This window comes from Phenylobacterium sp. (assembly GCF_030697925.1).
Lineage (GTDB): Bacteria > Pseudomonadota > Alphaproteobacteria > Caulobacterales > Caulobacteraceae > Phenylobacterium.
Genome location: NZ_JAUYOJ010000232.1, coordinates 1 through 12,108 on the forward strand (window position 1 = coordinate 1; position 12,108 = coordinate 12,108).

General features: G+C 68.1%; 8 protein-coding genes and 1 tRNA gene. 4 read left to right on the forward strand and 5 right to left on the reverse strand.

The window, feature by feature from the left end; all coding sequences use genetic code 11:
- Positions 1-429: GTP-binding protein (locus tag Q8Q88_RS22685; protein WP_305677454.1), on the reverse strand; the 429-nt coding region annotated here is incomplete at its 3' end.
- Between the two features lie 511 nt (positions 430-940).
- Complete coding sequence (locus Q8Q88_RS22690) at positions 941-1,837, reverse strand: N-formylglutamate amidohydrolase (RefSeq protein WP_305677460.1); 897 nt, start codon at positions 1,835-1,837, stop codon at positions 941-943.
- Between the two features lie 125 nt (positions 1,838-1,962).
- On the opposite strand from Q8Q88_RS22690, the gene cpdR reads away from it, so the two are divergent.
- The 4 genes from cpdR (at position 1,963) to Q8Q88_RS22710 (ending at position 9,396) form a co-directional block, all read left to right on the forward strand.
- A complete protein-coding gene (cpdR, locus tag Q8Q88_RS22695; RefSeq protein WP_254834852.1) occupies positions 1,963-2,322 on the forward strand; it encodes a cell cycle two-component system response regulator CpdR in 360 nt (119 codons plus the stop codon).
- An 82-nt stretch (positions 2,323-2,404) separates the two neighbouring features.
- Positions 2,405-2,479, forward strand: a tRNA-Val gene (locus Q8Q88_RS22700).
- Positions 2,480-2,769: 290 nt separating this feature from the next.
- A complete protein-coding gene (locus Q8Q88_RS22705; RefSeq protein ID WP_305677455.1) occupies positions 2,770-5,748 on the forward strand; it encodes a TonB-dependent receptor in 2,979 nt (992 codons plus the stop codon).
- Positions 5,749-6,381: 633 nt separating this feature from the next.
- Positions 6,382-9,396, forward strand: coding sequence for a TonB-dependent receptor domain-containing protein (locus tag Q8Q88_RS22710; protein ID WP_305677456.1), 3,015 nt, complete (start codon positions 6,382-6,384; stop codon positions 9,394-9,396).
- 84 nt (positions 9,397-9,480) lie between these two features.
- Here Q8Q88_RS22710 and Q8Q88_RS22715 read toward each other — a convergent pair whose 3' ends face one another.
- The 3 genes from Q8Q88_RS22715 to Q8Q88_RS22725 form a co-directional block, all read right to left on the reverse strand.
- Positions 9,481-9,882, reverse strand: a complete 402-nt coding sequence (locus Q8Q88_RS22715) for a DUF6491 family protein (protein WP_305677457.1) — start codon at positions 9,880-9,882, stop codon at positions 9,481-9,483.
- Positions 9,883-9,907: 25 nt separating this feature from the next.
- Complete coding sequence (mnmC, locus tag Q8Q88_RS22720) at positions 9,908-11,719, reverse strand: FAD-dependent 5-carboxymethylaminomethyl-2-thiouridine(34) oxidoreductase MnmC (protein ID WP_305677458.1); 1,812 nt, start codon at positions 11,717-11,719, stop codon at positions 9,908-9,910.
- An 82-nt stretch (positions 11,720-11,801) separates the two neighbouring features.
- Positions 11,802-12,108: hypothetical protein (locus Q8Q88_RS22725; protein ID WP_305677459.1), on the reverse strand; the 307-nt coding region annotated here is incomplete at its 5' end.

The following is a 12,108-nucleotide window of genomic DNA, read 5'->3' on the forward strand; positions in this document are numbered from 1 at the left end:
CAGCACCCGGTCGGGATCGGCGTGGGCCCGGTCGACCTTGTTGAGGCAGAGGATCGGCCTCAGGCCCATCTTCAGCGCCTTGCCCAGCACGAACTTGGTCTGGGGCATGACGCCCTCTTCGGCGTCCACCAGCAGGACGCAGCCGTCCACCATGCCAAGGATCCGTTCGACCTCGCCGCCGAAGTCGGCGTGGCCGGGGGTGTCGATGATGTTGATGCGGGTTTCCCCCGCCTCGCCATGCCAGAGCACGCTGGTGCACTTGGCCAGGATGGTGATCCCGCGTTCGCGCTCCTGGTCATTGGAGTCCATGGCGCGTTCGACCGTCGCCTCGTTGGCGCGGAACACACCCGACTGGGCGAGGAGTTGGTCGACGAGGGTGGTTTTCCCATGGTCGACGTGGGCGATGATGGCGATGTTGCGGAGCGACATTGAATTGCCCGGGGAGGGCCCTATCTGGAGAAGCGGGCGCTTGTAGGCGAGGCCGGACCATTAAGCCAGCACCTTCTCGCCGCGCCGCACATTGGCATTGTGCAGCTATTGTGCGCCGCACCAAATTTCTTCATCAGAAGGTGAATTACAACCTAACTGTTTTGTAACGAGTTTTTTCAGAGCTGTCAGGAAATGTGATGGCCAGAATACATTTTCAGTTGTTGTTTTGTGCGTCGCACTGTATATGTTCGAACTGTGAGGCGTCGCTGACGCCTCTGCCCTTCCTGGGCGTTTCCTCCCTAATGAACTGCCGGGCCCTCGGGTCCGGCTTTTTTTTGGCTGTCATCCCGGCCGCAGCGAAGCGGAGAGCTGGGAGCCATGAACACCTGATGGTTCAGGTCATGGCGGCGTCATCGCGGTCGCATCTTCATTCCAGCCATCAGGTGTTCATGGGTCCCGGATAAGCGCTGCGCGCTTTCCGGGATGATAGCTGTTGGCGCGGGCGCTGCAGTTACTTCAGGCCGGACCAGTCCGCCGCGGCCAGGGTCCGTGTCAGGGCCTCGAGGTCCGCCTGCAGGCGGGTGAAGCCCTCGGTGGGTTCCAGGCTCGCCTCGTCCAGATAGAGCCCGCGATTGATCTCGATCTGCAGGGCGTGGGTCCGGCGCGCGGGCCGGCCGTAGTGCTCGGTGGTGTAGCCGCCAGCATAGGGGGCGTTGCGCGCCACCCGGTAGCCCATGGCCTCCAGCTCCTTTTCCACTCGCAGAGTGACCAGCCCCGCGCAGGCCGCGCCGAACCGGTCGCCCAGGACGATGTCGCACGGCGCGCCGCCGACCCGCGCCGCGGCCGCCGGCATGGAGTGCCAGTCGATCAGGATCGCGTAGCCGTGGGCCGAGTGGGCCTCGCCGATCAGGCGGGCCAGGGCGGCGTGGTAGGGAGCGTGCGCCATCTCGATGCGGGCGCGGGCCTCGGCGAAGGTCAGCTTGCGGGCGTAGATCTCCTGGCCTTCGGACACCACGCGGGCGATGGCGCCCAGCCCTGCCGCCACCCTGGCCGTGCGGGCGCGGGCGAAGTCGGGCAGCTCGTCGGCGAACATGGCCTGGTCGAGTTCGAAGGCCTCGCGGTTCACGTCGATATAGGCTCGCGCCAGGTTGGCGCAGATCATCGAAGCGCCCAGGATGGGCCCCGCGCCCACTAGTTCGTCGACATAGGCGTCTTCCGAGCGGCGGATGGCGATGGCGTCCAGGGCCGCGGCGGCCATCATGTCGTCGGGATAGAGCCGGCCCGAATGCGGGGAGGCGAAGACCAGGGGGGTCGGGGCAGGCGCGCCGGCGCTCGCCGCTCGCCGCACCTCGAATGGCGGGACCTTCGGCGCGGCGCGGTTTGCGGCGATGGACTCCCAGGCGGTCATCGCGACCATATGACGGTGCGTCTGCTCAGCGGTCAAACGTCTGGAGGCGCAGGCGGCCGGTTCATCGCGGATTTACATCTAGGCGCCTAGGATCGTTCTTTGCCGACAACCCTCTCGGAGCACATATGCCTCGGATCCTGCTCGCCGAAGATGACGACTCCCTGCGCGGATTCCTGTCCCGCGCCCTGGAGCGGGCTGGCTATGAGGTGACCGCCTGCGCCGACGGCGACGAGGCGGCCGCCGTGCTCGATCAGGACTGGGACCTTCTGCTCACCGACATCGTCATGCCCGGCATGGACGGCATCGAGGTCGCCCGGCTCGCCGCGGCGCGCCATCCGGGGCTGCGCATCATGTTCATCACCGGATTCGCCGCCGTGGCGCTCGCCGCCGGCGACGCCGCCCCGCCCGGCGCCAAGGTGCTGTCCAAGCCGATCCACCTGCGCGAGATCGTCTCCGAGGTGGAACGGATGATGGCCGCGGCCTGATCGTTTTCAGCGGCGCTTGCACGGCGCGTCCCGCGCCGTTATACCGCCGCCTCCCGCTCCCTTAAGGGGAGACCGGCCGGTCGGACGTGTAGCTCAGCGGGAGAGCACCTCGTTGACATCGAGGGGGTCACAGGTTCAATCCCTGTCACGTCCACCATCCCTTTCCGACAATCCGTCCTCCCCCTGGCCAACCCAGGGTCGAGGCGGCTCGGCCGATACGGCGATCAGCGAGGACGGATTGTCGCGGCTTGCGGCGTCTTTTCATCGTCACCGTCAAAAACCCTTTTGCCGTAACGGTGTTGCGCGTTGAACGCAGTTCGAATGGATTGTTTCGCCGCGGCAAGAAATGGCCTAGCGCCGCCGCGCCAAACAGGCGTTTGATCCTTCCACCCACGGGCGACCATCGCGTCAGATCGAAACCGGCGTCCGGCGAGGGGGAGGAATATGATGTTGAAGAGCAGGTATCTCTGCGGCGGCTCCGTATTGGCCGTCGTCCTGGCGATGGGCCTATCGGGCCAAGCCGCCGCCCAAGACCAATCCAGCACTGTCGAAGAAGTCGTGGTCACCGGGTCGTTCATCGCCGGTACGCCCGAGGACGCGGCCCTGCCGGTCGACGTGATCAGTTCTGAGGATCTGGAAAAACAAGGCACACCTTCGACGGTCGAGCTCCTGAAGGCCCTGCCGGTCTCCAGCGGCGTCCTCGGAGACACCAACCAGTTCGACCCTCGAGCCCAGGGCTCGGAGGGCTCCGGCTCGGTGAACCTCCGCGGCCTCGGCGCCCAGCGGACCCTGGTGCTGATCAACGGCCGGCGCATGGCGCCCAACCCGTTCGGCCAGGCCGGCGCGGGCATCGTCGACACCAACATCATCCCGTCGGCCGCCATCGGCCGGGTCGAGGTGCTGAAGGACGGCGCCGCGGCCATCTACGGCTCCGACGCTATCGCCGGGGTGGTGAACTTCATCACCCGCACCAACGTGGAGGGCCTGGAGGCCAGCGCCAGCTACCGCAACGTCGACGGATCCAAGGGCGACTACACCGGCAGCCTGCTCTGGGGTCATTCCTGGGACAACGGCAACGTCCTGCTCAGCGCCGCCTACCAGCATCGCTCGGAGCTGACGACCACCGATCGCGACTGGGCCACCCAACCCTATTTCGACAACCCTGAAGGCGGCTGGTCGGCCGGCAACGCGATCGCGCCCTTCCTGCCGGTGACAAATACGCCGACTGGCGCCTTCACGCCCGCGGCGGGCTTCCAACTCGACAACGGCTGCACCCCCTTGGGCGGCGTCGTCCAGCCCGGCGCCCTGCCGGCCTGTCTCTTCGCCTACATCCCCTTCGACAACCTGGTGGAAACGGAAAACCGCTTCCAGCTGTACGGCGAGGCCAACGCCGATCTCGGCGACAACGCCAAGCTCCACATCGAGGCCTTCTATTCCGAGACCGACGTGCCGGAGTGGAATACGTCGCCCTCCTACCTGGCGCTGCAGACCCCGACGGCGACGACCAATCCCGCCAGCGGCCTCCCGGCGAGCGTGCTGGCCGGCTATTTCGTCCCGGCGTCCAACCCCGGCTTCGCCGCCTATCGGGCGGCCAATCCGAGCCAGATCCCGGCCTTCGCCACCGGCGCCCATATTCCCGGCGTCCGCTACCGGCCCCTCGGCTATGGCGGCAACCCGGCCTTCGACAACGGCCCGTCCCAGGGCCTGCGCCACTACGACGCCTTCCGGGTTTCGGGCGGCCTCAAGGGCCAGTTCGGCGACGACGGCATCGGCTATGACTTCTCCCTGACCTACGGCCAGGAAACCGGCGTCCGCACCGGCTACGACACCGTGGTGTCACGCTTCCAGCTCGCCCTGCGCGGCTACGGCGCGCTGAATAACGACCCGAACGGCTGCACCTCGGCCGAGACGGCGGGCTTCACCACCAACGCCGGCAACGCCGCGATCGGCTGCCACTACTTCAACCCGTTCTCGAACGCGGTGCAGAGCAACTCGATCACCGGGGCGACCAATCCGAGCTTCAACTCGGCCCTGGCCAATAATCCCGAACTGGTCCGCTGGTTCTTCCAGGAGGTCTACACCAAGCAGACCCAGAAGCTGTTCGTGGCCGACGCCGTGTTCAACGGCGAGCTCGGCATCGAGCTGGGCGGCGGCAATATCGGTTGGGCGGCCGGCGCCCAGTTCCGGCGGTCGTTCTTCACGTCGATCTACAACGATCTCAGTAATATCGACGCCAACCCCTGCATCGACACGCCGATCACCGGAACTACGAGTTGCACGGTTCGCAACGGCCCGTTGATGTTCCTGGGCACCGGCGAGCAGGCGGATCTCGAGGCCGACGTCTACGCCGTGTTCGCCGAACTGGCGGTGCCGCTCACCGACGACATCCAGATTCAGCTCGCCGCGCGCTACGAGGACTACGGCGGCGAGACCGGCTCGACGCTCAATCCGAAGGGCTCGATCCGTTGGCAGGCCGCCGACTGGCTGGCGTTCCGCGCTTCGGCCAGCACGACCTTCCGGGGTCCGCCCCTGACCTCGCTGACCAACAACAGCGTCACAGCGCTATCGTTCATCGGCGGCTCCTTCCGGGCCATCGACATCTTCGGCAACCCAAGCCTCGAACCCGAGACCGCCAAGACCTACAGCGCCGGCGCCATCGTCGAGATCGGCAACTTCAACGCCACGGTCGACTACTGGCGCTTCGACTTCGACAACCCGATCGTCGGCGAGCCGTCCGGTTCGATCGTCAACACCATGTTCCCGGGCGGCTCGGCGGTGAACTGCAACAACCCGGCCTTCGCCGGCCTGCAGGCGCGCTTCACCTTCCAGGGCGCGTGCGGGATCACCACGATCGCCCGGGTCCGCACCCAGGTGGTCAACGGCCCGCCGGTGAAGACCTCGGGCGTCGACGTCCTGGCCAACTACGACTTCGACGACGTGATGGGCGGCCGGCTGCGGCTCGGCGGATCGATCACCTACACGCTGGAATACAAGGTCGATCCGTTCGCGGTCGGCGGGGTGACGGTGGAGAAGGCCTTCGACGCCGCCGGTTATCTGAACTACCAGCTGTCGGCCACCTCGCTGCCGCAGCTCAAGGGCTCGGTGTTCGCCGAATACACCGCGGGGCCGCACAACCTGCGCTGGACGGTCAACTACATCGACTCCTATGTCGACCAGCGGACGTCGATCTTCGCCCCCAACCCGGTCAACGGCGCGATCCAGGCGAACGGCGCCAAGATCGACGAGACCTGGCTGCACGAGATCGACTACCGCGTGTTCCTGCCCTGGGACACCACGGTCAACCTGTCGATCGACAATGTGTTCGACACCGAGCCGTCGTTCGCCCGGCTCGACCTCAACTACGACCCCTTCACCGGCAGCGCGCTCGGCCGGACCTACAAGCTGGGCGTGAAGAAGAAGTTCTAAACATACCGCCTGCCTGAAAGGGCGGATCCAAGCCTCACGGGCGTCGCTGGGTTTCCCCGGCGGCGCCCTTTTTTCTCCCGCGCGGCCCTGGCGCGGTTCGTCTTCGCCGGCGTCTATTCGCTGGGGGTGACGAGCCGCTTCCAGGAACCTCGGAGCCGCCCCATCGGCGCCTTTCGGAGAGCCGCCCCGGGAGGGGCGGCGTTTTCTTTTGTCCGGTATAGTGGGCGCCTGGCGCTGTCTCTGGCTCGGCGCGTCTTTCACGCAACAGTTTCGGACCTGTTGTCGGTCGCGCCCGGTCGCCTGGCCGGCCGCCTGCTTGCGTCGCTATCGAACCGGGTCCGCGCGCCGCCGCAAGGCGTGAAAACCCTTATCCCACAATGGTCACACGATGCGGCAAGGCCGCTTTCAACGCGCCGCGCGGCGTGGATTCGCTGAAAATCCGCATAGCTACAGGGCCTTATGACCAATGATTACTCGCCAAAATCGGGCGATCAAGACCGCATGACAACGCCATGTTGCAGGCGTGAAAAATCTACTGGCGCTCCTGGCCGAGCCGACCGATGATATTTCCACTCCAGAGTCAAAAAGGTTCCGCGTTTAAAGCGGGACGGCTCTCGAGGGGAGGGAAACATAATGTTGAAGAGCAGATATTTCTGCGGTGGTTCGATTCTGGCTGTCGCCCTGGCGATGGGCCTTTCCGGCCAAGCCGCGGCCCAGGATCAGACCAGCACGGTCGAAGAGGTGATCGTCACCGGCTCATTTATCGCCGGCACGCCCGAAGACGCCGCCCTGCCGGTCGATGTAATCGGCACCGAGGAACTGGCCAAGCAGGGCGCACCCAGCGTCGTCCAGCTGGTCAAGACGATCACCGCGGCGCAGTCCTCGCTGGGCGAGAGCAACCGCTACAACGGCGGCGCGGGCACGGCCTCGATCAATCTCCGGGGCCTGGGGGCTTCCCGGACCTTGGTCCTGATGAACGGCCGCCGGCTGGCCGACACCACGGCGATCGCCTTCCAGGGCGGCGGCCAGGACCTGAACTTCATTCCCACTGCGGCCGTCGGAAGGATCGAGATCCTGAAGGACGGAGCGGCCGCCACCTACGGCTCCGACGCGGTCGCCGGGGTGGTCAACTTCATCACCCGCAAGGACCTCGACGGGTTCGAGATCGACGCCAACTACGCGCTGATCGACGGATCGAACGGCGACTACGATGTGGACCTCGCCTACGGCAAGCAGTTCGACGACGGCAACGTCCTGATCACGGCCGGCTATCGGCACCGCTCGCGCCTCGACGTCCGCGAGCGCGACTGGGCCCTGACCCCGTTCGAGTCGGTCTTCTACGGCGGCTGGTCGGGCTCGGCCAATCCCGGCATCTACGCGCAGCCGAACGGCGGCGCCCCCACCTTCCAGGACAACGGGTGCAACGTCCTGGGTGGTCAGCTCCTCACGCCGACCTTCCTTCCGACCACGACGGTCCCGCCCGGCAGCCAGTGCCGGTTCCAGTTCACCCCGTTCAACGACCTGGTGAACAAGGAGAACCAGTACCAACTCTATGCCGAGGTGAACTACAATTTCACAGAGGACATCGAGTTCCACGGCGAAGTCGCCTGGCACCGCAGCGACGTCCCCGACCAGCGGATATCCCCGGCCAACCTGACGACCCAGTTCCCGACCCCGATCAGCGCCGGCGGCACCTCCGGCTCGACGGCGGCGGCCGGCTTCAACGGCCAGTCGCGGTTCTTCATCCCGGCCAACCACCCCGGCCTGGTCAACCTGCGCACCGTCTGCGCCGCGCCGCTGACCGCGGCCCAGTGCGCCTCGATGGTCAACGGCGTCACGGCCAGCCAGACCGGCTGGCGCGCCATCGGCGTCGCCGGCCATCCGACCAATTCGGACAAGGCCGACCACCAGGACATCGAACGCACCGCCTTCCGCATCTCGGCCGGGCTCAAGGGCAAGATGTGGTATGACATCGGCTGGGACGCGGCCGTCACCTACATGGAGAACGAGGGTACGGTCGTCACCAACGACCTGCTGGTGAACCGCATCCAGAACGCCTTCCGCGGCCTGGGCGGCCCGGGCTGCAATCCGGCCACCGGCGTCGCCGGCGTAGGTGCCTGCCAGTACTTCAATCCGTTCACCAACGCGATCCAGGTGAGCGGCGCCAACGGCGCCTCGAACCCCTACTACCAGGCCGCGGTCGCCAACAGCCCGGCGCTGGTCGAGTGGCTGTACGGCACCTACACCAACGTCAACACCAACAGCATCCTGGTGGGCGACCTGGTGTTCAACGGCGACACCGGGATCGAACTGGGCGGCGGCAGCATCCGATGGGCGGCGGGCGCCCAGTACCGCTTCACCGAGACCCGCCAGGACTGGGAGGGCCTGGGCGACGTCCGGGCCACGCCCTGCGTCGACTCCATCGACGACGGCCTGCCGCTCTGCTCGAATCCCGTGGGTCCCTTCGTCTTCTTCGGCGCCCAGGAGGACTTCCTGGCCGACCGCAGGGCCTGGGCGGCGTTCGGCGAAACCCTCATCCCGCTCACGGAAGACCTCGAGGTCACGCTCGCTGTCCGCCACGAGGACTTCGGCGGAAATGTCGGCACCACCACCAATCCCAAGGTGTCGGCCCGCTGGCAGTTGATGGACTGGATCGCCCTACGGGCGTCCGCCGGTTCCACTTTCCGCGCGCCTGGCGAAGGCCAGACCTCGCCCGGCACCAGCAAGGGCGTCAGCAACATCGGCGGCAGCTACCGCGCGGTGGTCACCGCCAACAATCCGGCCCTCGAGCCGGAAACCGCCGACACCTACAACATCGGCGTGGTGTTGGACTTCGGGGCCTTCACGGCCTCGGTGGACTATTACAACTTCAACTTCGAGGGCGAGCTGGGGGTCGAGGACACCACCGGCCTGTTCAACGCCCTGGCCCAGACGGGCGCCAATAAGGGTTGCGCCAACGCCGCCCTAACGGCGCGCTTCGTCTTCAACAACCTGGGCTGCGGCCAGGCCAACGTGCTGCAGATGACCCGCAAGTGGGTGAACGGGCCGCAGACCAAGACCTCCGGCTTCGACATCCGCGCCCAGTACGAATTCGAGAACTTCTTCGGTTTCGACTTCATGGACACCAACGCGACGGTGGGCGTGGAAGCGACCCTGCTCAGCGAAGTCAAGCGCGGCCAGGCTTCGTTGGGCGAGGACTCCTCAGTCATCTTCGCTCCGGCCATCGATCGGGCCGGCCTGCATGACCTGGGCGGCGGGGACTTCTATTCCTTCCCGAAGACGCGCCTGAACGCCTTCGTGAACCTGCGGGGCGAGACCTGGAACCTCCGTTGGCAGGTGCTTTACCGCGAAGGCACCAAGAACGTCGGCGCGGCCTGCACCGGGACCTTCCCCAACTATGTCCAGACCCCGGACTGCCGGTTCAACTACGCGGCCAACGCCTACCAGTCCGTGGGCAAGACCGACGCCTATTGGCAGCACGACCTCAACCTGAACGTCGACCTGCCCTGGGACACGACGGTGTCGGCCAGCATCCTCAACCTGTTCGACGAGGATCCGCCCTTCGCCCAGAGCTTCTACAACTACGACCTGACCAACGGGAACCCGCTCGGCCGGGTGTTCAAGTTGGGCGTCAAGCAGCGCTTCTAGGGTTTACCTCCAGGCCGGGACGCCTCGCCGTTCCGGTCCGGCAGCCAACTGGGCGCCGTCCTTCGGGCCGGCGCCCACTTTTTGTCAGGGCTTGTGCTTGGGGGGCAGGGCCGCGATCTCCGCGAGGGAGAGCTTGCGGATGGTGCGCACGGCGCAGCGCTGCGGCCCGATCGGCGACCGGGTGATGATGGTCGCGTCGAGGCCCGAGCAGATCCAGGACGAACCCCGCGACTGGATGGCGATCTGGTGCTCCCAGTCGATGTCGTGGCATGGGCCCAGCAGGTCGAGCCGATAGACGTCCTTGACCCCGACCCGCAGGTTCACGGTCCGGTCATCGACGGCGCTGAAATTGCTGACATTGCGCGCGCTGAAGCACTGTCGCTGAGGCTTGGCGCCTGCGGGGTCGGCGGCGAAGGCCGGGGCGAAACCGGCGGCGCTAAGAGCGAGAACGGCCGTGGCGGCCATCCAGAATTCAGTCCGGGTCATGGCGAAGGCTCCTCTGCTCGGCCGGTCAAGGTTGCGCCGCCTCTGCGACGGAAATGCGGCCTCGCCGGGCGGCGCGGGCCCGGAACCGGTCAGGGTCGACCAGCGCCGCCAGAGGGGCCGGCAGGGGGGACGGCGCGCCGAGCGCCAGGGCGGCCACATGCTCGGCCAGCAGCGGCGCCAGGGAGAAGCCGCGCGATCCGAAGCCGGTCAGGGCGTAGAGCCCCGGCGCGCCAGCCAGGGCCCCGGCCAGCGGCAGGCGATCGGGGGTGGTGGCGCGGACGCCGGCCCGGCCCTGCAGCGGCGCTTCGGACAGGCGTGCGGCCAGGTCGGGCAGGGCCTGGCCCAGGCTCTCGAGATTGCGGGCATGATCGGCCAGACGCACACCCGTGTCAGTCTGGTCGCGGTCGTGGGTGGCGCCGAACAGCACCCCGTCGCGGGTGGGCAGGACGTAGCCGCCCCAGGCGGCGGCCGGGACGCCATCCACGCCCTCCGCCCAGCTCGCCTGGCCGCGCACGGGCTTGAGCGGCAGGTCCGGGCGCAGTTCGGCGCTGGCCTGGCCGGCGGCCAGGATCACGGCCTCGACCTCCGCCAGCAGGCCGCCATCGGCGTCCAGCAAGGCCCAGGCCCCGCCGCGCGGCTCCAGACGCGCCACCGTCGCGCGCAGAGCGGGCCCCGACCAGGCAGCCAGCGCGACGGCCGGCTCCACCACCAGGGCGGCGGCCAGATGCAGGGCGGCGGGAACGGCCTCCCTCAGGCGCTCGGAGGCCTGGTCGGCGGTGAGCGGCGCCAGGTCGCCAGGTTCGAACAGGTCGGACGCCGCGATCCTGGCGAATCGGTCGGGATCGCGCTCGCCGGCCGCCAGCTGCAGGACGCCGTGGGCGATCACGGCCTGGGGCTGGGCCTCGTAGAGCCTCACGGCGCGCCCGAAGGCCTGGGCGGCCAGTTCGGCTACCAGGCCGAGGCCCGCGTCCAGCCGCGGGGTCACCAGGGCGGCGGGATTGCCCGAGGCTCCGGCGCCTGGGTGTCCGGCCTCGATCAGCAGGGGCTCGCAGCCGATGGCGCGCAGGGCCCGGGCGGCCGAGACGCCGGCGATCCCCGCGCCGATGACCGCGACCCGGGACGGGACGGTCTCCGGCCGCGGCTGGCCGGGCAGTCGGGCCTCCAGGCGCTCGCGCTTGCGGCCGTGGCCGGGGCGCTTCTCGATTTCGAAGCCGGCGGCGTGCAGGCCGCGACGCACCGCGCCGGCCACCGTGAAGGTCGCGGCCCGAGCGCCCGGGGCCGAGCGCTGGGCTACCAGGGTGAGCAGGTCCTTCGACCACATCTCCGGGTTCAGGGCCGGCGAGAAGCCGTCCAGGAACCAGGCGTCGGCGTGGCCGGACCAGGCGCGTAGGGCTGGCTCAGCCTCCATCACCGCGAGATCGAAGGTGGCGTTGAACCGGGACAGGTCCACCCGGTGGAAACCGCGGGCCCGGCCCGGCCAGGCGGCGATCAGGGCCTGGGCGATGTCGGCCAGCTCCGGCCAGGCGGTGAGCGCACGGGCGGCCTCGTCCGCGGTGATCGGATGGGCCTCGACGCTGAAGATATGCAGCTGGGCGTGGGTCGGCGCGGTGGCGCGCCAGAGGTCCAGCAGGGCCAGGATGTTGAGCCCGGTGCCGAAGCCCAGCTCCGCCACCGTGAAGCGCCTACGCCCGGCCCAGGCCTGCGGCAGGCCGCAACCTTGGAGGAAGACCGCGCGGCTCTCGGCCAGGCCGTCCTCCGTGGAGAAATAGACGTCGCCGTAGAGGCGCGAGCGCGGCTGGCCGTCATCGGTCCAGACGAGGGGGGAGTCGGCGCTCATGGGGTCGGACTATAGGGCAAAAGAAAAGGGCCGCCCCAAGGGGCGGCCCTCCGCTCTTCGAACGCGAGTGCGTTCGAATGACTTACTTGGCCGGAGGAGCTTCGGCCGGAGCAGCCGGAGCCATGGCGGCGTCGGCGGCCGGAGCGGCGGCGGCGTCGGCGGCCTTGGAGGCGTCGGCGGCGGCGTCCGTAGCGGTCGCGGCGGCGTCAGCAGCCGTGTCGGCGGCGGCGGCGGCGGTCGAGGCTTCGGCGGTGGCTTCGGCGGCGGCGGCGTCGGCCTTTTCAGCCGGCTTGCCGCAGGCGGCGACGGAGAGGGCGGCGACGGCGGCGCCGGCGACGAGCAGCTTGCGAAGGATTTCGGTGGTCATGGTCCCTGGGTCCCCTGGAAAC